Origin of the sequence: Streptomyces gelaticus (genome assembly GCF_014649535.1) — a bacterium.
In the GTDB taxonomy this organism is placed as follows: domain Bacteria; phylum Actinomycetota; class Actinomycetes; order Streptomycetales; family Streptomycetaceae; genus Streptomyces; species Streptomyces gelaticus.
This window is the reverse complement of sequence record NZ_BMTF01000003.1, coordinates 221,107-244,562: the sequence shown is the minus strand read 5'-3', so window position 1 is coordinate 244,562 and position 23,456 is coordinate 221,107. Positions and strand designations below refer to the sequence as shown.

Genomic DNA, 23,456 nt, shown 5'->3' with positions numbered 1-23,456 from the left:
CCCCGTACCGGCTACTCGCGCGCGGCGGACGTCGAGCTCATGTCCGGGTAGCGGTCCCCGGCCACCTGCCCCGCGATCGGCTCCAGCTGCGCCAGCTCCCCCTCGGTCAGGGTGAGCCGGGTGGCGGCCACGTTCTCCAGCAGCCGGCTGCTCTTGCGGGTGCCCGGGATCGGCACCACGGTCAGCCCGTGCACCTGGGCCCGCTGCTGCACCCAGGCGAGCGCCACCTGCGCGGCCGATGCCCCGTGCGCCGCCGCGATCTTGTGGACGGGCTCCAGCAGGGCGGCGTTCTTCTTCGCGTTGTCGCCGGTGAAGCGGGGCTGGTACTGGCGGAAGTCGCCCTCCGACAGCTCCTTGGCCGCGTCCGTGAACGCCCCGGTCAGAAAGCCCCGGCCGAGCGGCGAGTACGGCACGACGGTCACCCCGAGCTCGACGGCGGCCGGTACGGCGCTGCGCTCGATGTCCCGGCTGAAGAGCGACCACTCGGACTGGAGGGCCGCGATCGGGTGCACCGCGTACGCCTCGCGCAGCTCCGCGCCGGTCACCTCGCTCAGCCCGAGCTGCTTGACCTTGCCCTGCCGGACCAGCTCGGCCATCGCGCCGACGGACTCGGCCAGCGGGACGGCCGGGTCGCGGCGGTGCATGTAGTAGAGGTCGATGGCGTCGGTGTCCAGCCGTCGCAGGCTGTCCTCGACGGCCTTGCGGATGTACGCGGGGTCATTGCGCACGCCCCGGTAGTGCGGGTCGTCCCCCTTGCGCTCTATGGCGAACTTCGTGGCGAGGGTGATCTCGTCCCGGTGCGCCGCGACGAACGGGGCGAGGAACCTCTCGTTGGCGCCGAGACCGTACACATCCGCGGTGTCGAAGAGGGTGACGCCCGCCGCCAACGCCGTCTCCAGCGTCTCGCGGGCGGCGGATTCGTCGGTGTCGCCGTAGAACTCGCTCATGCCCATGCAGCCGAGTCCCTGCACGCCGACCTGCGGGCCGCCGTCGCCGAGCTCCACGGTGGTGATCTTGTTGTCAGTCATCAGGCACTGGGCCTTTCCGGCGCCCGCCGGGCGCTCGCATAGAAGTCGATCTTGTGGTCGAGCACGGCGAGGGTGTCCTGGAGCTCCGCGATCCGCGTCCTCACGTCGCGGCGGGTCGCCTCCAGCAGCTCCTGCCGTTCCTCGAAGGTGTGCTCGCCCTCGCGCAGCAGCTCCGCGTACCGGACCATGTCGGCGACCGGCATCCCGGTCAGCCGCAGCTTGCCGACGAAGGACAGCCAGTCCAGATCGCGGTTGCTGAAGCGGCGCTGGCCGGTGTGGGACCGGTCGACGTGCGGCATCAGCCCGATCCGCTCGTACCAGCGCAGGGTGTGCGCGGTGAGCCCGGTGAAGGCCGCGACCTCACTGATGGTGTACCGGTCCTGGCCCTCGGGGCGCGGATGCGCCTGCGGGGCCGAGGCGAAGACGTCCACCTTCGTCGAAGTGCTCTCCATCACCGTCATGCCCTCCACGCTAAAACCTTGGAGTGCACTCTAAGCAAGCACGGACGGGAACGGGTTCCAGCGACGGCCGGCCATCCGGCGAACTCGCCCCACAACCGGCCTGTCGGCCCCCGCGCGGATCAGGTGACCCCGCCGAGCGGTGACGCGACGGCCCTGCCCGTTACGCTCGTACGCATGCAGAGCCTGGCAATGATCGACAACTGGCCCGTCCCCACCGCGGCAGTAGCCGTCGTACGAGCGGACGGCACCGTCGTCGGTACGCACGGCCCGAACGCGCACCGTTTCCCGCTCGCCTCCGTCACCAAGCCGATCGCTGCCTACGCGGCGCTGGTGGCGTACGAGGAGGGCGCGGTCGAGCTCGACGAGCCGGCCGGGCCCGAGGGCTCCACCGTCCGGCACCTGCTCGCGCACACCAGCGGGCTCGCCTTCGACGAGCACCGCGCGACGGCCGCGCCCGGCACCCGGCGGCTCTACTCCAACGCGGGCTTCGAGGTGCTCGGCGACCACATCGCCAAGGCCACCGACATCCCGTTCCCGGAGTACGTGCGCCAGGCGGTGCTGGAACCGCTGGGGATGACGGCGACCACGGTGGACGGCTCGCCCGCCAAGGACGGCGTCTCGACCGTCGACGACCTCGTACGGTTCGCGGCGGAGGTACAGGCGCCCCGCCTGCTCGACCCGCGTACGGTGCTGGCCGCGCAGACCGTTGTACACCCCGGTCTGAAGGGCGTACTGCCGGGCTACGGCCACCAGAACCCCAACGACTGGGGCCTCGGTTTCGAGATCCGGGACTCCAAGTCCCCGCACTGGACGGGTGGTTCGTCGTCGTCCGCGACCTTCGGGCACTTCGGCCAGTCCGGCACGTTCCTGTGGATCGACCCGGTCGCGGGCGCGGCGTGCGTGGCGCTGACCGACCGGGCCTTCGGCCCGTGGGCGGTGGAGGTGTGGCCGCCGTTCACGGACGCGGTGCTCGCGGAGCTGGGCTTCGCCCCCAACCGGTGAGGTACGGACGCAGGATGCGGCGCAGGTGCCCGGCCGAGTGCTCCCCCGGCGCGAAGTCTGCGTGACACACGTTGCCCCCGATGTTCCGTGCGATCACATGGGGAACGTCACCAAGTGGGCCTCCGCTGACCGCAGTTGAGGATCTTCAGCCCGCCTTGCGTGGTTCCCGGGGCAGGTGTGAAAGCTCTCACCCCGCAGGGCGGATGCGAGCTCCGGATCGCCTCCGCCGCTCAGGGCACCCGACTCGTTTCCCACTCGGCCTCGATGCCTGCAACCTTTCCCCCGGAAAACCCGGAATCCTCACAAAAGTCCACCCTTCACAATATTATGTAGCTTCTCTTCGCCTGCCCGCCGACTCGAACATGAAACACCGGGCATCATTCCCTTGGATGTCACGATCGACATGGGCCCGACTTTCCCTTCGACCGACATTTTTGCGCCACCGCCGACCGACATCACGGCGGCACACGAACCGCAGAGAGAAGGGCGCATGACACAGTCGCAGAGACTGCAGAACAAAACAGCGCTCGTCACAGGCGCCAGCAGAGGGATCGGGCGGGGTATCGCCCTGCGGCTGGCCCAGGACGGGGCATTGGTCGTTGTGCATTACGCGACGAACGAGGCCGCAGCCGAGGAAACCGTGGCGCTGATCGAAAAGAGAGGCGGCCGAGCCTTCTCCGTACGTGCGCGACTCGGTCGACCGGGAGCGGAGGAATCACTTTTCGCCACCATGGAGTCGGAACTTGAAGAGCGCTGCGGCAACGCGGCGCTGAACATCCTGGTCAACAACGCGGCCCGAACCGGATTCGACGGAGCCCGGCCCGACGAGGTGACCGAAGAGGCACTGGACCAGTGCTACCTGGTGAACGCCAAGTCCCCGTTCCTCCTGGCGCAACGCGCCCTGGTACGGATGCCCGCAGGTGGCAGGATCATCAACATGTCCTCGGGCATGACCCGTTCCGCCTTTCCGTCGCAGATCAGCTATGCCATGAGCAAGGGCGCCATGGAGCAGATCACGCTGCATCTGGCAGCTCATGTCGCCCCCCGCGAAATCACCGTGAACACCGTCGCACCAGGGGTGACAAATAACGGCGACCCGGTATTTGACGACCCGGAATCACTGGCGGCCATGTCGAACCTGTCAGCATTCAAACGGGTTGGCGAACCTTCCGACATCGCCGACATCGTTGCATTCATCGCCTCCGACGAGTCACGCTGGATCACCGGATCATTTATCGATGCGTCCGGAGGTACGTTACTCGGCACAAAGATTTAATCAAAATGTAACAGGCCGAACGCGCGGGACGTTTCGCCAGGCGTCGGAGAAAATTCTCGATAACTTCATGACATCTCGTGGGTAAGGGCGCCCGCACCGTGCCGCTTCTCCTCAAGGCACTCTCGCTCCGTCAAGGCTTCCTTGATCAGAACCCATTCCAAGCACGCGTTGGCTATCATTCCTCTCGGTTCAGACGTCCGCGTCACCCGAGGGGAACTTTCCATGAACGCACGTTGCAGAACAACACCGCCATGGTCCACGCCTCGTCCGAGCAGGGTGCACGTCGGACCTGCCGCGCGTTGCCTTCCTGAATCACGCTCCGGCTCGCGTTCGCTCCACCCGAAAGCCGGCACGCCGCTCGTACGGCCCTGCACCGCGGAGTTGGCTCATTCACCCGCCACCGAGAGGGACATGGGGGAATTATGCCTCGCATGACCATTCTCGTCGCAGGCGAAACCACTCTGCTGCGCGAATCATTGACCGAGTTGCTCCGCGCCCAGCCTGATATGCGCGTTCTCGGACAGATTGCCAATGAACACCAACTCCTGTGCCGTGCGGCGGACCTGAACCCCCACGTGATCTTGTTCGAGCCCTGGGCGACAAAGAGCGCAGCGGTGCGTACGCTCCGCGCGCTGCGCTCCGTGGCTCCCGGGTCAGCCGTCCTCGCGCTCTCCTCACGAAGCACGGCAAGCGATCGGCGCGCCCTGGAGGCAGCCGGGCTTCAGGCTTACCTGCCGCGGAACGCAGGCTGGAGCGCCCTGCTCGCCGCGGTGCGCGAATTGGCCCCTGCAGAGGTGCAGGACTCCGCCAACCGGCCGGTTCCCACCCTCTCGCAACGGGAGACCGAGGTGCTGCGCGGTGTGGCGACCGCCATGACCAACCAGCAGATCGGCCGTTCCCTGGGCATCACCACCGGCACCGTCAAGCGCCATCTGTATGCCGCCTTCCGGAAGCTGGATGCCGTTTCCCGCCTGGACGCAGTGGCCAAGGCGTTGGCAGTCGGAGTGCTGACCATGCCCGCGTCCGGATACACCTACGCCAAGGTAGCGGTGCCGGACGGGAACGGACACGAGTGCGAGCAGGAATTGGCACGGTGCATGACCGCATAGGGCAACCTGGATGTCACATCGCTGATATCCCGGACAGTCTCAGTCTCTGTAGTTATCTGACATACCTTTGGCATTTCGTGCATTGCGCATGCCGGCCTCCGCCGCACATGCTCAAGGTGATATTGCGACGCGGTACTCGGCTCACGCTCCGGGGCCTCAACGGGCTGCAGAGTCATGCAGGGCACCATCGTCGAGATCGCCGTCGAGGAGGGGCAGACCGTCGCCGAAGGCGAACTGGTCGTCGTCCTGAAGGCCATGAAGATGGAGCAGCCGGTCAACGCGCACCGTGCAGGCACCGTCAAGGGCCTGACCGCAGAGGTCGGCGCCGCCCTCACCTCCGGCGCCCTCATCTGTGAGATCAAGGCTGAGACGGGAGCCGTGCGAGGGCCCGAGGCGCGTGCGTTACCAGGGCACCGGACCGGAATTGCCGTAGAAGCCGCCCGTGGGGCCGTCACCGCCCCGCAATGCCATGCGCACGATGATCTCGGCGCCCTCCTCGACAGTCTGGAGACCGGTGTGCCCGTTCAGGTCGGTGGCGGTCCAACCGGGGTCGACGGCGTTGAACACGATGTCCGGGAATGCCTTCGCGTACTGCGCGGTGAGCATGTTGAGAGCGGCCTTCGAGGAGTTGTAGCCGAGGCTCGGGTAGTAGGCGGGCAGCAGCGACGTATAGCGCTCGGGTTCCTCGGCGATGGCGAGGGACCCCAGGCCGCTGCTCACGTTCACCACGGCCGGGGAATCGCTCTTGCGCAACAGTGGGAGAACGGCCTGGGTGACCCGGAGCGCGCCGAAGAGATTGGTCTCGTAGACCTCCTTGACGTCCTCCACCGTCAGTTCGGCGGCCTCCTTCAACCGCCCGGTGATTCCCGCGTTGTTGATCAGGACGTCGAGGCATCCGGCGCGCTCGCCCAATGCCTGTGCCGCCGCCCCGACCGACGCCTCATCGGTCACGTCGAGTGCGAGGAACGACGCCCCGGTCCGCTCCGCCGCGATCCGGCCCCGTTCGGGGTCGCGGGCCCCCAGAAAGACGGTATGGCCTGCCTCGACGAGCTGCCGGGCGGTCTCCAGACCGATCCCCTTGTTGGCACCCGTTATCAAGGTGGTGGTCATGGTTCCGATGTCTCCCAAGGATTGCTCGGTCACCGGCGAGTTGCCCGTCGGGCTAAGAGGCGGCGTAGGCGCACAGGAAGGTGTCGGTCGCGGCGCGGGCGAGGGAGCGCAGCTCGGTGTCGGGGACCTCGCGCGTGGCCAGCCGGGATCGCCGCTCCATCGGGCCGGTCAGCAGGGCCAGGAACTGCTCGCCGGCCCGGTCGGGGTCACCGATGTTCAGTCGACCGCCGAGCGCGAGCCGAGCCAGACGGTCCGCAAGGGCCTCGTGCAGGCGCTCCGCGCCGTTCCGCTGGAAGTCGTCCAGCAGGTCGGGGAAACGAGCGGCTTCGGCATGGAGCAGCCAGCGCAGCGCCTGGAAGTCCGCGCAGCAGTGGCTGCGCAGCAGCCAGTACCCGGCGTTCTCCAGCGCATCGCGCACCTCGCCGTCCGGCTCGCGCAACCATTCGAGCGCGGCCAGCGCGTCGGCCGTCGTGCGCCCGACGGCCGCCTGCATCGCCTCACGGAAGAGGGTTTCCTTGTCGCCGAGGTGGTTGTACACGGTGGGCTTGGCCACGCCGGCCTCGGCCGCGATCTCCCGTACGCACGACTGCCCGTACCCGTCCCGAGCGAAGGTCCGAAACGCGGCTTCGAGGATCGCCTGCCGCTTGTCGATGCGCCCGCGTGACACGGTGCGCCTGCTCGCTTCTGGGGTTCTGGCTCCGTTCACCCCGTCATAGTACCGCCAAGGACCGCTTACTGAACCGCCGGGTTCAAAGAGATGACTCAGGTGGTTGCAGAGCACCGCCGTTCATGGCTAGGTTGAACCATGCGGTTCAAATTATTTCACCTTGCGTGCAACGGAGTGGGGAGACATGTCTCAAGTCAGGGATGACCGCCTGGATCCCGCCCTGCTGCGGCTGATCGGCGTGACTCTGCTGGGCGGGATCATGGGGATCCTCGACAGCACCATGGTCACCGTCGCGGCGGACACACTCGCCGAGGAGTTCCACAGCTCCCTGAGCGCCATCAGCTGGGCCTCGACCGGCTATCTTCTCGCGCTCACCGTGACCATCCCCATCACCGGTTGGGCCGTCGGCCGGTTCGGCGTCAAGCGGCTCTGGCTCTTCGGGCTCGTCGTCTTTCTTGCGGGGTCGCTCGCCTCCGCGCTCGCCTGGGACATGGCGAGCCTGATCGGTTTCCGGGTCCTCCAGGGCATCGGCGCCGGCGTGGTCGACCCGCTGGTGCTGGTCATCCTCGCCCGGGCGGCCGGGCCCAGCCGGGCCGGACGCGTCATGGGAATGATGGGTGTCGTGCTCTCGCTCGGGCCCGTCCTCGGTCCCGTTCTGGGCGGCATCGTGCTCCAGGGCCTGGGATGGCGCGCGATGTTCTACATCAACCTGCCCATCGGCATCATCGCCGCCCTGCTCGCCCTGCGGGTCATCCCCTCCGAGCCTGCCGGTGAGCACAAGTCCCGGGCACCGCTCGATGTCCTCGGCGCCGCGCTGCTCGCTCCAGGCTTCGCGGCCACCGTGTACGCGCTCACGCAGGCGGGCGAGAAGGCCACGTTCGGCACGCCCACGGTGCTCGTCCCACTGGCCGCCGGCCTCCTCCTGCTCTTCGTGTACGTCCTCCACGCGCTGCGCGCCCGGCGCACCGAGCCGCTGATCGACGTCCGTCTCTTCACCAGCCGTAGCTTCGCCGCCAGTGTCACCGTGCAGGGTCTCGTGGGTCTGGGCACGTACGCCGGCCTCTTCGCCCTGCCCCTCTACTACCAGGTGATCCACGATCACGGGGCTCGCGCTGCGGGACTGCTGGTGGCGCCGCTCGGCATGGGCTCGGCGCTCGCGATGCCCCTCGCCGGACGGCTGAGCGACAAGCTCGGCGCACGCAAGCTGGTCCAGGGCGGGGCGGTGCTGGCCGCGGCCGGCGCGGTCGTCCTCACCCGCCTCGGCGACGGGAGCAGCGAAGTCTGGTCCGCGCTGGCCGCGTTGGCCATCGGCCTGGGTCTGGGAGCCGTGGGCGCACCGACCATGGGGTCGCTGTACCGAACGCTGCCGCCGGAGAAGGTGCCGCAGGGCAGCTCCGTGCTCTACAACCTCAACCAGCTCGGCGGGGCGCTCGGTGTCGCCTGTGTCGCCCTGATTCTCGCCGCCGCCGGCACGGGCGGGGTCGCGGGGAGCGGCATCAGCGGCTTCCAGCACGCTTACTGGTTCGTCTTCGCCGTTGCCGTGGTGATCCTGGTCGCCAGCCCGCTGCTCCCCGGGCGCCCGGAGGCGGCCCCGGCCCCGGCAGAGGCCTCCGGCAGCGAACCGCGCCAGGCGCTCGTGGAGTGAGAGTGGGGCACGCGGTCTTCTTCAGCATCGATTGCTGAGGGTGGCTCAGCGGTGAGAGGCCGGAGACGCTCCATGCGTCCCCGGCCTCCGTCGTCCCTGGCGGGGCCCGCCAGGCACCCGGGGAGGCGAGGACGCAGCAATCGTCCGGCGCGTACCCGGGTGGTGCGGCACATCACCGAGAAGGTCAACCTTAGTGATATCGACGGCGACTGTGTGGCCTGCGCATGTAACGCTTCCCTGGGCAGCGCCACAAGAGCTCGGACGGAGGAACGTATGTGCCCGGTCCCTCGTGTGCACATACCGCGCAGAGCCATCGCGACAGCGCATCGGCGCCCACTTTGCCCGTGTCCGCGTACCCGGCCACAGGAGAGCAAGTGCAGGTATCCCGGCTGACAGCACAACACTCCTACTCAGACATTCCGAGCCCTTGCGTCCCCCTGTCGAGCGCCTCGTGGAACTTCCTCGTGGTGGACAGCGACGAGAGCGCGGGGCACGATCTGGCCCAGCGTTTGCAAAGGCACCGGCATCAGGCACGCGCCGTCACCACGGGGGGTGCCGCCCTGCGGGAGCACGCCGGTGCCGAGGTGGTGCTCCTCAATCTCGACCTGCCGGACCTGGACGGTCTGGAGGTGTGCCGGACCATTGCCACCACGTGCAACACACCCCTTCTCGCGATCACCGAGCACGGCAGTGAGCTCGACTGTGTCCTGGGGCTCCAGGCCGGAGCGGACGACTATCTGGTGAAGCCGTACGGCTTCCGGGAACTCCTGGCCAGGGTGGAGGCGGTGATGCGGCGGGCCCGTCCTGCTCCGGCACCCCGGCCCAGCGCCCGGCTGGGCCCATTGACCATCGATCAGGCCACGCGCGTCGTCCGGCTGCACGGCCGGACCGTTGCCCTCACCCGCAAGGAGTTCGACCTGCTCCACCTCCTGGCCTCCTCGCCCGGGGAGGTCGTCCCCAGGTACCACATCCTTCAGCGGATCTGGCACGACACCGACATCAGCCGCAGTCGCACCATCGACACCCACGTCAACAGTTTGCGGAGAAAGCTCGGTTCAACAGAGTGGATCACCGCGGTCAGGGGTGTGGGCTTCCGCCTCGTGCAGGCATAGAGCCGCCACCGCTCACTGCGCCGAGGAGGCCGGCCACCGGCGCCGCGCGGGGACCCTCGACCTCCCCGGCCTCCTCGGCGCCCCGTCGGCCCGTTCCCACGGCTACGGGCGCTCACGTCGCTGCGCCTTCGGCGCGAGCCAGGCACTCCTCCAGGAAGGCGAGAACGCGCAGATGGTATCCGCGGGCGGCGCGGCCGAGGCTGATGTTGTGTCCGGCAGCCGCCACATGTTCGGTACGCACCAGGGGCGCGGCCATCCGGCCCGCCATCGCCCGTACCGTCTGCTCGTCGCACCGCCACCAGCGTTCGTGCTCGGCGAAGGTGAAGCGTGCCGGAACCCGTACCCGGCGCGCGACTTCGGGGTAAATGCGCGGCCAGTCGGGTATCTCTGCCGCTTCATGGGCGGGGATCGGGGCGACGAGCCGCTCGGCCGACCGGAAGGTGCGGGGCGGGTACAGGGAGAGCGGGCCCCAGTGCAGACCGCGCGCGCGGCGTATGCCCTCGCCGGTGCGGCTCTCCGGAGGGACGGCCCAGCGGTCGCTGATGCCGGACACGTCCACTCCCAGCAGGTCCCCGCCCTCCCAGCCGGCCGCGGTGGCGAGTGCGACCTTGCCGCCCAGCGAGTGGCCGACCAGGAAATAGCCCCCGCCTGTCGAGTACTGCCGACCGTGGGCGGCCAATGCCTGCCGGATGTGCTCCGCCTGCGCGGTCAGGCCGAGTCCTTCCGGCACCTGTGGGGCCGAGCTGCCGTAACCGGGACGGTCCAGCGCGAGCGCCGCACAGTCACAGGCGGCGGCGAGCGAGAGGAGGGAGGTGGAGACGTCTGCCCGGCCGTGGAAGTACCCGGCGCGCATCCCTGCCCCGTGCAGCGCCACGAGCACGGCACGAGGCGGAACGTCGCGTGGCACGGCCAGCAGTCCGGAGAGGGTGAGACCCCCCGCATCCAGCTCGACGGCCTGTACCAGGTCATCCGTGGCGGCCACGGGGGCGTCCGGGGACAACGGCGGCTGGACCACGGGAACTCCGTATCGTCTGGTTCCGGGAGTGCTTACGGGGCACCGGTCCCCGAACGCCCGGTGCGGTGCCCGGCCCCCATGGGCAGGACCGGGCATCGGTGCCGCCTCGGCGGTCTGTTCAGCGGGAGAGCAGTTCCCGGGTGCACTCATCGAGCCTGCGCGCGTCGTGAAGGTCGAAGGACTTGTCCCGCACGCTCATCGGGCGTCCCTCGACGAGGGCGCTCAACGGTTCGGCGGGAGGCGCGTAGAGCGCCTCGACGATCGGCACGATTCCGGCGGCGACGGGCTTCGCCACCCGCTTCATCATGTCGATGTGCCGCTGCGTCGCCGCGTCGTATTCACCGGAGAAGCTGGTCGAGACGGAGCCGGGGTTGATCAGGACGTAGCGGGTGCGGTCGGCCGCGTGCTTGTCCGCGAAGGCCGCGCCGAGCAGGTCGTTCGCCTTACCGGCCTGCATCTGGGCGACGAGCCCGTCATAGCCGCGGGTGAACTCCAGGTCGTCCCAGTGGATTTCCCCCACCGGGGAGCCCGGCCCGGCCACGTTCAGGATGACCGGCTGCTCGGCCTTCTCCAGGAGGTCGCGCAGTCCGTGGCACAGCAGGTATCGGCTCAGGTAGAAGAGCGCGAAGGTGGCTTCGTGCCCCTCGGCGGTCTCCCTCCGGCGCGAGAGGTAGTGGCGCGCGCAGAGCACGAGGGCGTCCACGGCCGGGTACGCGTTCTTGACCTCCGTGATGACCCGCTCGTTCTCGCTGATCAGGCTGAGGTCGGCGCGGATGAAGGAGGCGCGCTCCTGCACGCCCAGCTCCGCGGCGGCGGACAGGAAGGACTTGCCCTTCCCCTCGTCACGCCCGACGACGGTGACGGCGTCCCCCCGTTCCAGACAAGCGAGCCCGGTGGCCCGTCCCATCCCGTCGGTCCCGCCCTGGATGACGATGTGCTTCACCGGCATTCTCCTCGTTCTCGTAGCTCGACGCGGCGCTGTGAGGCCGTACCTCAACCTAGAGACCCCCGCACCCTTTTCACAACCGGTGTAAACATTTCTTTGAACCGTGCGGTTCATATTGAATGTTTGACCGGTATCGCCGAAGGAAGCGGGATCCTCTCCGGACGGGTCGACGGCTCATCTGCTCACGCCTGCCAGGACGGGCGGCATCCGGAGGTCTGTGGGCCCCGGACCAGGCGCCGGCGGGGTCGCCTCCGTTTCTCTCACCCGCAACGACCGGCACAGGGCCAGGCGGACGAGGTCGGGGACGGCGTGGGCCGGGTCCTCACCGCACTCGCGCAGTTCCAGAAAGTGCGAGGAGCTCAGGGACTCCACCAGGTGACCCAGGTCCCCGGCGCAAAGCCCCGAACGCTCCATGGCAGACGACAGCTCCGCTTCCCGCACCGGACCGGGCAACCGGCAGAGCAGCGCGAGCAGTTCGCGCTCCGGCTCCGGGAGCCGCAGATGGGCCTGCCCCAGTCGGGCGAGGAAGTCGCTCTGCGGTCCCTGGAGGAGCCTCAGCCGCTCCTCCTCGCGCCGCGCCCGGCGCAGCAGGCTGCCGACCGACAGATCCGCCCGTGCCGCAAGCCGCTCCCCCAGCGCCCGCAGCGCGAGGGGCAGTCCGCCGTAGAGCCGGGCCAGCTCCGCCGCCTCCTGCTGCTCCCGCGCGATCCGCTCCTCCCCGGCCACCTTGCCGAGCAGGGCAACCGCCTCCTCGCGCGGCAGCCCCGCCAGCGGAACCCGGGTGACCGCGCCGGGCAGCCCTTCCAGGCGCCAGCGGGAGGTGATCAGCACGGCGCAGCCGGGGCTGCTGGGCAGCAGTGGTCGTGCCTGCTGTGGGCAGTACGCGTCATCGAGCACCACCAGCATGCGCCGCTGCGAGGTCCAGCTGCGGTAGAGCCGGGCCAGGTCCTCCACCCCCTCCGGCAGCCACTGTCCGGGATGCCCGGACGACAGCAGCAGTGAGGTGAGCGCCTCCCGGGGCGAGACGGCGCTGCCGTCGGGACGGTGCAGCGTCGCGAACAGCTGCCCGTCGGGATAGCGGGAGCGCATCCGGTGAGCGGCCTGCACGACGGTCGCCGTTTTACCGGCGCCCACTCCGCCCATCACCACCACGACCCGTACCGCCGCGGTGTCGCCGGCCTCCGGGCCTCCCGGCCCGGCTGCCGCGACGACGCGGGCCAGCTCGCCCCGTCGTCCGGTGAAGTCGGCTGTGAGCGGCGGGAGTTCCGCGGGCGCCACGGATCCCGCCAGGCCCACGGAGAGCCGACTCGCCTCCACGGTCTGCGGCGCGGAACGCGGCTCGGGCACCAGGGCGTCCTCCAGCACCCCCTGATGCAGCTCCCGGATCTCGGCCGAGGGCTCCAGGCCGAGCTGCTCGACCATGGCGGCGCGCAGCCGCCGATAGGCATCGAGAGCCGTCTGCCGGTGCCCCGAGCGCACCGCGGCCCGCATCAACTCCCCGGTCAGCACTTCGTTCAGCGGATGATCGAGCACCAGCCCCTTGAGCTCGCTGAGGAGTTCACGGTGCCGTCCCAGCTTCCGCTCGGCCTCTATGCGCTGCTCCAGCGCGCTCATGCGCAGATCTTCCATCCGGGCTCGCTGGGCGGAGAGCAGTGGCCCCACCGCGGTACCCGAGAACGCAGGCCCCCGCCACAGGGTGAGCGCCGCGCGAGACGCCTCGGCCGCTTCTTCGGCCCGGCCCGCCCGCAGCGCGTTCCTTCCCTGAGCACACAGCTCCTGGAAGCGCCACAGGTCCAACTGCGCGGGCTCCAGCCGGATCCGGTATCCACGTGGCTCCGTCTCCACACGTGCCCCGCCTCCACCACCGTTCCGGAGCGCCTTGCGCAGGTGATAGATGTGCGTCTGCACGGTCTTCCGGGCGAGCTTCGGCGGGTTCTCCCCCCACAGCTCCTCCACCAGGCTGTCCATCGGCACCATCTGGTTGGCGTGGACGAGCAACAGGGACAGCACCTGACGGCTCATGGGAAACGCGGGCTCGCAGGGGCCACGGTCCCCTCGGACCTCCACCGGACCAAGAACGGCAAAATGCATGAGCTCCCCGATGTGAATTCCTGATATCGCCCGCGAGGTATGCGGGCGAGGGGCGCGGGACACCGTGTGCCGACCGCGCCCACCAACTCAGACGGCCGGCCCGGACAACGTCAGGCAATGGGTGTAGCGGGCCCCCGCGTCACCCCCGCCCGCCGCTTCGAGCAGCGGCTCGATGACCTCATCGATATGGTCGGCGGCCTCCTTCTCCGAGGCCCATTCGGAAAGCACCAGCACGCTGCTTCCGTCAAGGCTCACATGAAAATTGGCGGCGATGGCACCCGGGTAGGCGCGCTCCTCGCCCTCCGTCTCCTCTTCCGCGGCCAGCAGCCCGTCGATCCACTGCCGGGCGGCCTCCGCCCCGGCCATCGGGAAGACCGCGGCCGGGAAGCACCGGGGCACCGGTTCCGGTTCGGTGAGCGCCCCGCCGCGCACCACGCGGTAGAGCTGGAACGGCACGGCACCCTGGGGCGATGTGCCCGCCACGCCCCCGCCCGACGCCGGGCGGGAGATACTGCGCTCCTCCCCCAGCGACGTATCCAACGCCGTGCGGGAGGTCCACTGGGCGTAGGTGAGCACCGACTTCTCGTCCGTACTGCGGTAGCAGCTGGCCGAGAGCAGCTCGCCGGGCCAGGGAAGCGACCGCCAGTGCTCGGCAATCCCGTCGAGAACGGACTGCTGCGTTTCACGCCCCTCGGCGACAATCACCTCCACAAGCACCGCCTCGACATCCGGCCGATCAATCACCGGAAGGGGACCAGAACTCTGGGACATGGCCAGCTCCTCATCACAAAAGGGGCCCGCAGCATGCTGCGGATTCCATACTGGGCGGAAGCGCCACGTTTTCCAATGGCGCCCCGATGAAATTTTTCCGGGGAAGAACAGACACCGTGCAATTCCGTGCACGAGTGTCAAATAAATGTCAGATCACCTGCACAGGAGCGCCAAGGGCGCTCCGGAACCGACGGCTGCGGCTCAGCGGCCGGTACCGCAATACAGGTGGTACCGCTTGAACCCGATGGGCCGCACTCCGGGGACAGCGCCGCTGACCCGCCGGGTGATCACGTGCGCAGCGCTGTCCAGGAACGCCTGGTGCGCCGCGTCCGACGTCCACTCCGCATAGTTGAGTACTCGTGTGGTGTCGACACTGACGTGGAAGTTGGCGGACAGCATGCCCGGGGGCTGCTCCGCTGCGGGGCCGTCGAGCGCGGTCAGCAAATTGCCGATCACCTTGTCCTGCCGCTCCGCCCCGTCCACGTCGAAGGTGGCGACCACCATGCAGGCCGGAGGCCCGGCGGTGCCCTGCGCCACCACGCTCGCGCGCAGGCGGTATTCCACCGCGCCGCCGCTCGCCGGCCCGGACAGCGCCTCCGTGAAACGCCGGTGGGCGTCCCGGTCGGCACACTGCACGTAGGTGAGGACGGTGTCCCCCTCGGTACTCAGATAACAGCTGGCGGAGAGGACTCCGGCGGGCCAAGGGCTGTTGCGCCACGCCTCCCCTATCCGTTCCAGCACGGTCTGCGCGGTGGCCGGGCCCGGGACATGGTGCAGGCCGACGAAGACTGCCGCCGCATCGGGGCGCCGGACATCCGGTATTGCCGGGGAACCCGCATCGCTCATTTCGCTGCTCCTCTCCGTTCGATGCATGCAGGGCGCCGTGCGCTCACCGCGGGTACGGGGACTCGGCGCGGGCCCGACGCAGCACCTGCCCCCACCACACCAGTTCGTCGAGCATCACCTTGGCCGCCGTATCGCCGGCCTCCGAGCCGTCCAGCCGCCCGTCCTCGGTGGTCTGTTCCCAGGCGTTGTGGAAGCTGACGCCGTCACGCACGGTGAGTGCGTGCAGCTCGGCAAAGACCTGGCGCAGCTGCTCGACGGACCGTAGCCCGCCGCCCATTCCGCCGTAGGAGACGAAACCGGCCGGCTTGGCCGCCCATTCCTCGAGGAACCAGTCGAGGAAGTTCTTCAACGCGGCCGGGAAGCCGTGGTTGTACTCGGGGGTGATCACGACGAATGCGTCCGCCGCGGCGAGCCGGGCCGCCAGCTGCTCCCGCCGACGGCCGTCGTCCTCGTGCAGCGTTCCGGCGAATCCGGGCATGGCCAGCGGCAGCGGGTGCTCCTTGAGGTCGATGAGGTCGACTTCGAGGTCGGTCCGGGTGCGCGCCAGGGCGAGGAACCACTCGGCGACGGCGGGACCGAAACGGCCGTCACGGACGCTGCCGAGGAGGACGACGAGGCGCATGGGACTCCTGTACACGAAACAGCCTTTCGAAGTGGCGTGCGGGGTGGGTCGGGTTCAGGCGGATGGCGCCGCGGCACGCGGACCGGACAGCGCGGCGAGCAGACCGGCACCGGCGACGGCGGTGAGCAGCACCAGCGCGGGCCGAATGCCGTCACTCGTGGTCAGCAGCAGCGCGGTCAACGGCAGCACGACGGCACCGCCGAGCTGCACCCCTGTCTGATACAGCGGTACGGCCCGGCCTCGCAGGGCCGACGGGACGGTCGCCGTCGCCTGCATGTTGAGTGCGGCGAAGGCGAGCACGAAGCCGGCCTCCACGAGCACCAGCGCGGGCAGGACGGCCGTCCAGTAGGAGGGATCACCGGCCCGCCAGGCGTAGTGGGCACAGCCCAGGAACGGCGCGAACGCGCCGAGCGCGATGAGCCGCCCCGTCCCCGCACGGGCGACCAGCCGCCCCGCGAAGGGCACCGTCGCCATCAGCGGCACACACGCCGGCAGCAGCGCCAGGGCGCACTGCCAGGGCGGCCAGCCCAGGCGCTGCTGGAGCTGGAAGGTGACGAGCAGCAGCAGGCCGGCGTAAGTGCCGTTGAGGCTGGCCGCCCCGGCGGCGGAGCGCAGGAGCGGGCCGTTGCGCAGCACCGCGGCCGACCGGGTCCGGACGTCTCGCCCGGCCTCGGGATCGGCCGGGATCTTCCGGGCCGCGAAGGCCAGGAGGGTGAGAGCGACGGGTGCGGGGAAGCAGAATGTCCAGCGCCAGCTCCACGTCAGCAGTGCGGCCGAGAGGAGCAGGCCGGCGGTGAATCCCGTGGCGCCGAACATGGAGTAGACGGAGATCGCCTTGCGCTGCTGCGGGCCTTCCCGGTAGACGGTGGAGATGATGGCGAGCCCGGAGGGCGCGGTCAGCGCGGCACAGGCGCCCTTCACCACACGGGTGGCGATGAGCAGTGGTCCGCTGTCCACCATCCCGCCCGCCACCGAGGCGGCGGCGAAGACCGCCATCGCGACGAGGTAGGTGCGGCGTCTCCCCCACCGTGCCGCGAGGCGGTTCCCCGCGAGCAGCAGGGCTGCGAAACCCAGGGCGAAACCGCTCATGAGGCACTGCACCGCGAGCAGGGACAGGCCGAGGTCCTCGCCCACCGTGGGCAGGGCCAGCAGCACCACGGACACCTCGACCGCGTCGAGAAGCATGTTCCCGGAGAGGATGAACAGCAGGGCTAACCGGCCCCTGCCGCCCCGCTGCCCCGTGAGTTCCGGTCCGTCCGTCGGCGCGGTCGCGCGGCGGTCTGCCGTCATCGCCGCCTCACCGCCACGCGCGGGGGTTCACGAACACGGCCATACGCTCCGGCCTGCGCCAGGACGGGCCGGGCCACTCGGCCCGGCAACCGTCCCCGGCCGTGGCGTCGCCCGCGCGGGCCAGGAGCACCGCGGTGAGCGCGGCGAGTTCCTCCTCGTTCGGGTCTCCCTTCTCGACGCGGAGCAGAACCGCATCGTGCACAGCTCCGTTCATCGCCCGTGCCTCCATCACTGCGGTGGGTTGCCGTGCTTGCGGCGCGGCAGGTCGGACTCCTTGCGGCGGAGCATGGCGAGCGAGCGGATCAGCACCGTCCGGGTCTCCCGCGGGTCGATCACGTCGTCCACCAGGCCGCGTTCGGCCGCGTAGAAGGGGTGCACCAACTCCCGCTTGTATTCCTCGATCTTCCGCCGGCGCGTCGCCCCGGGGTCCTCCGCCGCAGCGATCTCCCGCCGGAACACCACGTTGGCGGCGCCCTCCGCCCCCATCACGGCTATCTCGTTGCCGGGCCAGGCGAGCGCGATGTCGGCGCCTATGGAGCGGGAATCCATCACGATGTACGCGCCGCCGTACGCCTTGCGCAGCACCACCGAGACCCGGGGGACCGTCGCGTTGCAGTACGCGTACAGCAGCTTGGCTCCGCGCCGGATGATGCCCTCGTGCTCCTGGCGAACGCCCGGGAGGAAGCCCGGCACGTCGACCAGGGTGACGATCGGGATGTTGAACGCGTCGCAGAACTGGACGAAGCGGGCGCCCTTCTCGGAGGCCGTGATGTCCAGTACCCCGGCGGTCGCCGCGGGCTGGTTGGCGACGATGCCGACCGTCTGACCGTCCAACCGGGCCAGGGCACACACCAGGTTGGGTGCCCAGGCGGCGTGCACCTCCATGTACTCGCCGTCGTCCACCAGTTCCTCGATCACCGCCCGGACGTCGTAGCTCCGGCCGGGATCTGCCGGGACGATGCGGGTCAGTGCCTCGCAGAGGCGGTCGGCGGGATCGACGCCCGGCACCGCGGGAGGCAGTTCCCTGTTGTTGGCGGGCAGCAGGGAGAGCAGATAGCGCACCTCACCGAGGCAGGTCTCCTCGTCGTCGTGGACGAAGTGGACCACGCCCGAGGTCGTACCGTGGACATCCGCGCCGCCCAGGCCGTTCTGCGAGATCTCCTCACCGGTGACCGCCTGCACCACGTCGGGCCCGGTGATGAACATCTGGGAGATGTCGCGCACCGCGAACACGAAGTCGGTGAGCGCCGGGGAGTACGCGGCACCTCCGGCGCACGGCCCGAGCATCACGCTGATCTGCGGGATGACGCCGGAAGCCCGCGTGTTGCGGCGGAATATGCCTCCGTAGCCCGCGAGTGCGGACACGCCCTCCTGGATCCGGGCTCCGGCGCCGTCGTTCAGGGAGACCAGCGGGGCGCCCGCTGCGATGGCCATGTCCATGATCTTGTGGATCTTCTCCGCGTGTGCCTCGCCGAGCGCCCCGCCGAAGATCCGGAAGTCATGTGCGAAGACGAAGACCGTCCGGCCCTCGACCGTGCCCCAGCCGGTCACCACCCCATCGGTGTGCGGGCGCTTCGCCTCCAGGCCGAAGCCGGTGGCCCGGTGCCGGCGCAGCGGCTCCACCTCGGTGAAGCTCCCCTTGTCGAGGAGGCAGTCGATCCGCTCCCGCGCGGTGAGCTTTCCCTTGGCGTGCTGCCGTTCGGTCGCTCTGGGGTCGGGTCCCTCCCGCGCCAGCTCCTTGATCCGGTTCAGTTCATCGAGCGGTCCGGTGTGCGTCGGTTCCGCGGTCACTGCTCACCTGCTTTCTTCCGTCGGCGCACGGGGTCACCACGCCAGCCTCTGACCGGCCGGGGAACCGTCCTCCCCCACGAAGGCGGCGGTCGGTCCGTCGTCGCCGAGCGTCGCCAGCAGCGCGGGGATACGTGCGCCTTGTTCCGGGGTCAGGTGCCCCCGACGGCCATTGATGTCGGTGGCCACGAAGCCCGGTGAGACGGCGTTGACGAGAATGCCTTCCGCGCGCAGTTCGTTGGCGTACGTGATGGTGACGGCGTTGAGGGCGGCCTTGGAGGTGTTGTAGTCGAGCACCGCGGGAAAGACCCCCGGGGGAAAGACGCCGGTGGGGTCTTCCAGGGCCGCGGCGTGCGTGAGCGAGCCGAGCACGCTGCTGACGTTCACGATCCGTGCCGCACCGGAGCGGCGCAGCAGCGGCAGCATGGCGTTGGTCACGGCGATCACGCCGAAGACGTTCGTCTCGTACGTCCTTCGGACGTCGTGCACCGAGGTCCGGCTCGGCGGCGCCTGCGGGGCGCCCGTGCCGGCGTTGTTCACGAGGGCGTCGAGGTGCCCCTCCGCCTCGCCGATCCGCTCGGCCGACGCGGCGATGGATGCCTCGTCGGTCACATCGAGGCGTACGGCGTGCACGTCGAGCCCCTCGGCACGCAGTGCGCGCTCGGCCTCCTGGCCGCGGTTCTCGTCCCGGGCCCCCAGGTAGACGCGGAGGCCCATTTCGCCGAGACGGCGCACGGTGGCATATCCGATGCCCTTGTTGGCGCCGGTGACAAGCGCGATGCGTGGGGAGTCGTGGTCCGTCACAGCGTTCCTCCCGCTCATCCGAGAAGGGTCCCGCCGCTGGCGTCGACGAAGGAGCCGGTGATCCAGCGGGCTTCGTCGGTGGCGAGGAAGGTCACCACATCGGCCACGTCCCCGGCCTGGCCGACCCTCTTGAACGCGGAGATCTGCGCCATCTGCTCCACGACTTCCGGGATGTCGAAGGCCGGCCCGCCGTTGTCGGTGATGCCGGGGGCCACGCTGTTCACGGTGATTCGCCGCGGAGCAAGGTGCTTCGCCAGGTGGAGCGAAATCTGTTCCACAGCGCCCTTGGTCATCGAGTACGCCGCCTGCCCGGGCTCGGCGAAACGCGTGAGCGCGGACGAGATATTGATGATCCGGCCGCCGTCGGGCATGTTCTGCGAGGCGCGCTGCACGATGAGGAACGGGGCGATCGCGTTCACCGCGAAGTACTGCTGGAGCTGCTCCGCCGTCACGTCCTCGGGCGCGGTGCCCTGCGAGGTGGTGACCGCGGCATTGTTGACGAGGATGTCCAGCGCTGTCTCCCCCCTGCGCTCCTTCAGCCCCCGCTCCAGCCCCACGAACAGCTCGTGGACATCGCCGGGGACCCCGAGCTCCGCGCGGACCGCGAAAGCCCGGCCGCCCTCCTTCTCCACCTGCGTCACGGTCTCCCGTGCGGCATCGTCGTTGCTCGCGTAGTGCACCACGACCAGGGCGCCCTCGCGGGCCAGCCGGATGGCGATGGCCCGGCCGATGCCCCGGCTGGAGCCGGTGACCAACGCCGTTTTCCCTGTGAGCCTGTCCATGGTGGGCCTTCCGTGTGTCGTCGAGCGCTTCAGGGGGGCTGTGGAGCGGGAGCCGCGGCGGACCGTGGGAGGTGCGGGCGGGGAGTCCAGGCCGCTGATCATCCGGGCCAGGTGACGGCGTACGGGCTCCTTCTCCAGCAGCTCTCCGAACACCTCCCGCAAGCCGTCCAGCTCGGATCCGCCGAACAGCAGCTGGGCCTGTGCCTGGATGTTGGCGAGGGTGCGGGCCCCGGCGGGATGCCGCTCGCTCTGGTAGGCGTCGAGTGCCTCGTCCGTGCAGCCGCCCGTGACCCGCGCGGCGAGCCGCGGCCCCAGGGCCGCGGCGTCCTGGAGCCCGAGGTTGAGGGCCTGGCCGCCCACCGGCATCTGGACGTGGGCGGCGTCACCCGCCAGGAAGACGCGCCCGTTGCGGTAATGGCGAGCCTGTCTGCGGGAGTTGTCGAAGGAGTCGAGCCAGACGGCCGTACCGGCGCCGATGTCCTCCCCGGTCACCCGCGCCCAGGCCGCCGCGACTTCCGCGAACTCGGGCGCACGGCCGAGGTGTGAGGGCGGGCGGCTGTTGTCGTGCACCATCAGCCGGGTGGTGCCGTCGGCGCGCCGGTAGGCGGTGGCGGTACCACCCGGATACCGGCGCAGGCGCCGGTCCGGGAGGGAGATGCCCCGCACATCGGCGCGGAGCATCTCCCGGGTGGCGTCCTCCCCCACCATCTCGAAACCGGCGAGGCGCCGCACCGTGCTGTGTTCACCGTCGCAGCCGACCAGGTAGCGGGCGGTGCACCGCCGGGAGGTGCCGTCGGGGCCGGATGCCTCGACGGTCACCCGGTCCGCGCCCCGGGTCAGTCCCGTGACCTGGTGGCCGCGACGTATCTCCGCGCCCTGCTCGGTCGCCCACTCCTCCAGGAGCGGCTCCAGACGACTTTGCAGGCATTCCCACTGCCCCGCGTACGGGTGATCCGGGTCGGCCTCGTCGAGAGGGAGCGGGAGGCCGCCGAAATGACCGCGCCCCCCGTCCGGCAAGGAGCCCAGGCGGTCCAGGATGCCCCGCTCCGCGAAGATCTCCATGGTCCTGGCATGCAGGATCGAGGCCCGGGATTCCCCGGTCGGTCCGGGGAGCCGCTCCAGGACCAGGGTGCTCGCTCCCCCGGCGCTCACCTCTCCGGCCAGCAGCAGCCCGGCCGGGCCGGCTCCGACCACCAGGACATCGGCTTCGGTCCCCGCTGCTGGCGCCATCGCTCAACGCCGCGCTTCCGCGAACGTCTTGGCGTGCCCCAGCGTCGCCCGGCTGTTGGCGCCCAGTGCTTCGCGGAGGAAGGCCCGGGCCTCCGGAACTCCGGCATCCGGGCCGAGGATCCGGGCGATGTTCGCGGTGTTGACGACGACGGTGTGCTGGGAAGTGGCGTCGGTGATGCCGTCGCCCCGCTCCTGGAACCGCCAATGACCGGTGTGCAACGACATCAGCGCGGGCAGCGTGGTCTGCTTGTACGCGATGCCGTGGTGCGGGAAGCAGACCCGTACCGACTCGGTGGTGTGCGTGGAGCCGTCCTTGGCGACGGTGTCCATGCGGAGCTTCTGCACACCCGGGGTGTCCTCGGTGAGCCGGACGCTGGAGACGTGCGGCAGGCGCTCGACCCACAGCTGGGCCTCGTTGATGAAGTCGTACGCGTCCTTGGCCGAACCCGCGATCTCCACGCTGTCCTCGAACGAGAGGGTCAGCTCGGCGGAGTTGGCGGCCAGCTCCACGTTCTCCCGCAACGCGGCCAGCTCGGTGCGGCTGTTGCGGTCCACCGCCCGGTCGATCCAGGCAAGTCCGTCCGGGTCGTCGTCGACGGCGCGGTAGCTGTGGAGCAGGCGCACCCGGCACTGCCGCTCGCCCCGCGGTTCCAGGATCCAGGTGCCGCTCATCCGGGCCACCGGCGGGGCGGAGACCTCCTGCGCGAATTCGATGCGCCGGTTCTCCGGATCCAGCCGACGGCGCGACGTCCAGTTCTTCGCCTCGCCGTTGGCGGTGGCCCAGATGCGGATGCGCTCCTCGTTGCCGTTCTTCTCCACGTGGTCCACGTAGACGGACGGCGGAAAGAGCCGGGGCCAGTTCTCCACCTCGGCGAGGAGACGGTAGACGTCCTCCGCCGGGGCGGCCACGGTGATCTCGTGCTCGACCTCGCGTGTCATCTGCACGGTCTGCTCTGCTGTCATGGTTCAGCTCCTCATGGGTTCCGGCTGCTTACGGCGCGACCAGGGTCAGAAGTTGCCCAGGCCGCCGCAGACGTTGAGGGCCTGCGACGTGATGGAGGCCGCCGTGTCGGAGACGAGGTATCCGACGAGACCCGCCACTTCCTCCGGGGTGGAGTAGCGGCCGAGCGGGATCTTGGCGCTGAACTTCCGCAGGATCTGCTCCTCGTCGGTCCGGTACGCCGCGGCGTACCCCTGGCGCACCCGCTGGGCCATGGGGGTTTCGACGTAACCGGGGCAGACGGCGTTGACCGTGATGCCGGTGGGCGCGAGCTCATTGCCGAGGGCCTTGGTGAAGCCGACCACGCCGTGCTTGGACGCGGAGTAGGGGGCGCCGAGGACGACTCCCTGCTTGCCCGCGGTGGAGGCGATGTTGATGACCCGGCCGCGGGACTTCTCGCGCATGCCACCCGTGTTCAGCACCTCCCGGGTCACCAGGAAAACGCTGTTGAGGTTGGTGTTGATGACGTCGAACCACAGCTCGTCGGCGATGTCGGCGGTGACCCCGCCGCCGCTCCGGCCCGCGTTGTTCACCAGCACGTCGATCGTCCCGAACCGCTCCACGGCCGCCGCCACCAGGCGCTGGACGTCATCCTTGGAGCCCACGTCGGCCGCCGTGCCGTCCACCTCCAGGCCCTCGCCCTGGAGTTCCTTGACCGTGCGGGCCACGGCGTCCTCCGTCCTCGCGCACATGTACACACGGTGTCCGTGCTGCGCGAGAAGCCGGGTGACTGCCAGGCCTATTCCGCTTGTGGCACCGGTCACCAGGGCGACCCGGAAGGTGTTCTCGGTCATGCGTTCTCTCCTGAATGCGTCGGATGCGGCTGCATGCGTCCTGCGGGGAAAGGGGACAGGGATGCGG

22 protein-coding genes and 1 pseudogene are annotated in these 23,456 nt (G+C 69.7%); 6 read left to right on the top strand and 17 right to left on the bottom strand.

Annotated elements, in window-relative coordinates; translation table 11 throughout:
• Nucleotides 1–11 precede the first annotated feature (11 nt).
• Nucleotides 12–1,028, bottom strand: a complete 1,017-nt coding sequence (locus IE107_RS05945; protein ID WP_189541754.1) for an aldo/keto reductase — start codon at nt 1,026–1,028, stop codon at nt 12–14.
• On the bottom strand, nt 1,028–1,489 hold the full coding sequence (locus IE107_RS05940) for a MerR family transcriptional regulator (protein ID WP_189541752.1): 462 nt from the start codon (nt 1,487–1,489) through the stop codon (nt 1,028–1,030). Before IE107_RS05940 ends, IE107_RS05945 begins: the two co-directional genes overlap by 1 nt.
• A gap of 174 nt (nt 1,490–1,663) precedes the next feature.
• On the opposite strand from IE107_RS05940, the gene IE107_RS05935 reads away from it, so the two are divergent.
• From IE107_RS05935 to IE107_RS05920, 4 genes and pseudogenes are all read left to right on the top strand, one after another.
• Complete coding sequence (locus IE107_RS05935) at nt 1,664–2,491, top strand: serine hydrolase domain-containing protein (protein ID WP_189541750.1); 828 nt, start codon at nt 1,664–1,666, stop codon at nt 2,489–2,491.
• Nucleotides 2,492–2,876: 385 nt separating this feature from the next.
• Entirely contained in the window at nt 2,877–3,767 is an 891-nt protein-coding gene (locus tag IE107_RS05930) for an SDR family oxidoreductase (protein ID WP_229866717.1), read from the top strand.
• A 431-nt stretch (nt 3,768–4,198) separates the two neighbouring features.
• Nucleotides 4,199–4,876, top strand: coding sequence for a response regulator transcription factor (locus IE107_RS05925; protein WP_189541748.1), 678 nt, complete (start codon nt 4,199–4,201; stop codon nt 4,874–4,876).
• Between the two features lie 174 nt (nt 4,877–5,050).
• Nucleotides 5,051–5,239: pseudogene (locus tag IE107_RS05920) on the top strand (acyl-CoA carboxylase biotin carboxyl carrier protein subunit); the annotation flags it as partial.
• A gap of 39 nt (nt 5,240–5,278) precedes the next feature.
• On the opposite strand, the gene IE107_RS05915 reads toward IE107_RS05920, so the two are convergent.
• Together IE107_RS05915 and IE107_RS05910 are read right to left on the bottom strand one after the other, a co-directional pair.
• Nucleotides 5,279–5,986 (bottom strand): SDR family oxidoreductase, encoded by a 708-nt coding sequence (locus IE107_RS05915; protein WP_189541746.1) that lies wholly within the window; start codon nt 5,984–5,986, stop codon nt 5,279–5,281.
• Nucleotides 5,987–6,038: 52 nt separating this feature from the next.
• A complete protein-coding gene (locus IE107_RS05910; protein WP_189541744.1) occupies nt 6,039–6,692 on the bottom strand; it encodes a TetR/AcrR family transcriptional regulator in 654 nt (217 codons plus the stop codon).
• Nucleotides 6,693–6,837: 145 nt separating this feature from the next.
• Here IE107_RS05910 and IE107_RS05905 point away from each other — a divergent pair, with 145 nt between their 5' ends.
• Complete coding sequence (locus IE107_RS05905) at nt 6,838–8,298, top strand: DHA2 family efflux MFS transporter permease subunit (RefSeq protein WP_189541742.1); 1,461 nt, start codon at nt 6,838–6,840, stop codon at nt 8,296–8,298.
• A gap of 464 nt (nt 8,299–8,762) precedes the next feature.
• Complete coding sequence (locus tag IE107_RS05900; RefSeq protein WP_229866716.1) at nt 8,763–9,410, top strand: response regulator transcription factor; 648 nt, start codon at nt 8,763–8,765, stop codon at nt 9,408–9,410.
• Nucleotides 9,411–9,522: 112 nt separating this feature from the next.
• Here the strand turns inward: IE107_RS05900 and IE107_RS05895 are convergent, their stop codons facing one another.
• The 13 genes from IE107_RS05895 to fabG all read right to left on the bottom strand — a co-directional run bounded on the left by IE107_RS05895 (nt 9,523) and on the right by fabG (nt 23,389).
• The gene (locus tag IE107_RS05895) at nt 9,523–10,392 is read right to left on the bottom strand and encodes an alpha/beta fold hydrolase (RefSeq protein ID WP_229866714.1); all 870 of its coding nucleotides are present in this window, start codon (nt 10,390–10,392) and stop codon (nt 9,523–9,525) included.
• Nucleotides 10,393–10,543: 151 nt separating this feature from the next.
• A complete protein-coding gene (locus IE107_RS05890) occupies nt 10,544–11,374 on the bottom strand; it encodes an SDR family NAD(P)-dependent oxidoreductase (protein ID WP_229866712.1) in 831 nt (276 codons plus the stop codon).
• Between the two features lie 171 nt (nt 11,375–11,545).
• The gene (locus IE107_RS05885; RefSeq protein WP_189541736.1) at nt 11,546–13,393 is read right to left on the bottom strand and encodes an AfsR/SARP family transcriptional regulator; all 1,848 of its coding nucleotides are present in this window, start codon (nt 13,391–13,393) and stop codon (nt 11,546–11,548) included.
• Nucleotides 13,394–13,549: 156 nt separating this feature from the next.
• The gene (locus tag IE107_RS05880) at nt 13,550–14,233 is read right to left on the bottom strand and encodes a hypothetical protein (RefSeq protein WP_189541734.1); all 684 of its coding nucleotides are present in this window, start codon (nt 14,231–14,233) and stop codon (nt 13,550–13,552) included.
• 201 nt (nt 14,234–14,434) lie between these two features.
• Complete coding sequence (locus IE107_RS05875) at nt 14,435–15,079, bottom strand: antibiotic biosynthesis monooxygenase family protein (protein ID WP_189541732.1); 645 nt, start codon at nt 15,077–15,079, stop codon at nt 14,435–14,437.
• 43 nt (nt 15,080–15,122) lie between these two features.
• Nucleotides 15,123–15,701, bottom strand: a complete 579-nt coding sequence (locus IE107_RS05870; protein WP_189541730.1) for an NADPH-dependent FMN reductase — start codon at nt 15,699–15,701, stop codon at nt 15,123–15,125.
• 54 nt (nt 15,702–15,755) lie between these two features.
• Nucleotides 15,756–16,991, bottom strand: coding sequence for an MFS transporter (locus IE107_RS05865; protein WP_189541729.1), 1,236 nt, complete (start codon nt 16,989–16,991; stop codon nt 15,756–15,758).
• A gap of 7 nt (nt 16,992–16,998) precedes the next feature.
• Entirely contained in the window at nt 16,999–17,205 is a 207-nt protein-coding gene (locus tag IE107_RS05860) for an acyl-CoA carboxylase epsilon subunit (protein WP_189541727.1), read from the bottom strand.
• A gap of 14 nt (nt 17,206–17,219) precedes the next feature.
• Entirely contained in the window at nt 17,220–18,782 is a 1,563-nt protein-coding gene (locus tag IE107_RS05855; RefSeq protein ID WP_189541725.1) for an acyl-CoA carboxylase subunit beta, read from the bottom strand.
• Between the two features lie 33 nt (nt 18,783–18,815).
• Nucleotides 18,816–19,601 (bottom strand): SDR family oxidoreductase, encoded by a 786-nt coding sequence (locus IE107_RS05850; RefSeq protein WP_189541723.1) that lies wholly within the window; start codon nt 19,599–19,601, stop codon nt 18,816–18,818.
• On the bottom strand, nt 19,598–21,595 hold the full coding sequence (locus IE107_RS05845) for an SDR family oxidoreductase (protein WP_189541722.1): 1,998 nt from the start codon (nt 21,593–21,595) through the stop codon (nt 19,598–19,600). Before IE107_RS05845 ends, IE107_RS05850 begins: the two co-directional genes overlap by 4 nt.
• Before the next feature lie 3 nt (nt 21,596–21,598).
• On the bottom strand, nt 21,599–22,558 hold the full coding sequence (locus IE107_RS05840) for an aromatase/cyclase (protein WP_229866711.1): 960 nt from the start codon (nt 22,556–22,558) through the stop codon (nt 21,599–21,601).
• Between the two features lie 45 nt (nt 22,559–22,603).
• The gene (gene fabG / locus IE107_RS05835) at nt 22,604–23,389 is read right to left on the bottom strand and encodes a 3-oxoacyl-ACP reductase FabG (RefSeq protein WP_189541721.1); all 786 of its coding nucleotides are present in this window, start codon (nt 23,387–23,389) and stop codon (nt 22,604–22,606) included.
• Nucleotides 23,390–23,456 lie beyond the last annotated feature (67 nt).

Coding starts and splice junctions, on each gene's coding strand:
- IE107_RS05945 (WP_189541754.1), bottom strand. CDS start 1,028: ATGACTGACAACAAGATCACCACCGTGGAGCTCGGCGACGGCGGCCCG.
- IE107_RS05940 (WP_189541752.1), bottom strand. CDS start 1,489: ATGACGGTGATGGAGAGCACTTCGACGAAGGTGGACGTCTTCGCCTCG.
- IE107_RS05935 (WP_189541750.1), top strand. CDS start 1,664: ATGCAGAGCCTGGCAATGATCGACAACTGGCCCGTCCCCACCGCGGCA.
- IE107_RS05925 (WP_189541748.1), top strand. CDS start 4,199: ATGACCATTCTCGTCGCAGGCGAAACCACTCTGCTGCGCGAATCATTG.
- IE107_RS05915 (WP_189541746.1), bottom strand. CDS start 5,986: ATGACCACCACCTTGATAACGGGTGCCAACAAGGGGATCGGTCTGGAG.
- IE107_RS05905 (WP_189541742.1), top strand. CDS start 6,838: ATGTCTCAAGTCAGGGATGACCGCCTGGATCCCGCCCTGCTGCGGCTG.
- IE107_RS05890 (WP_229866712.1), bottom strand. CDS start 11,374: ATGCCGGTGAAGCACATCGTCATCCAGGGCGGGACCGACGGGATGGGA.
- IE107_RS05885 (WP_189541736.1), bottom strand. CDS start 13,393: ATGAGCCGTCAGGTGCTGTCCCTGTTGCTCGTCCACGCCAACCAGATG.
- IE107_RS05880 (WP_189541734.1), bottom strand. CDS start 14,233: ATGTCCCAGAGTTCTGGTCCCCTTCCGGTGATTGATCGGCCGGATGTC.
- IE107_RS05875 (WP_189541732.1), bottom strand. CDS start 15,079: ATGAGCGATGCGGGTTCCCCGGCAATACCGGATGTCCGGCGCCCCGAT.
- IE107_RS05870 (WP_189541730.1), bottom strand. CDS start 15,701: ATGCGCCTCGTCGTCCTCCTCGGCAGCGTCCGTGACGGCCGTTTCGGT.
- IE107_RS05865 (WP_189541729.1), bottom strand. CDS start 16,991: ATGACGGCAGACCGCCGCGCGACCGCGCCGACGGACGGACCGGAACTC.
- IE107_RS05860 (WP_189541727.1), bottom strand. CDS start 17,205: ATGAACGGAGCTGTGCACGATGCGGTTCTGCTCCGCGTCGAGAAGGGA.
- IE107_RS05850 (WP_189541723.1), bottom strand. CDS start 19,601: ATGAGCGGGAGGAACGCTGTGACGGACCACGACTCCCCACGCATCGCG.
- IE107_RS05845 (WP_189541722.1), bottom strand. CDS start 21,595: ATGGCGCCAGCAGCGGGGACCGAAGCCGATGTCCTGGTGGTCGGAGCC.
- IE107_RS05840 (WP_229866711.1), bottom strand. CDS start 22,558: ATGACAGCAGAGCAGACCGTGCAGATGACACGCGAGGTCGAGCACGAG.
- fabG (WP_189541721.1), bottom strand. CDS start 23,389: ATGACCGAGAACACCTTCCGGGTCGCCCTGGTGACCGGTGCCACAAGC.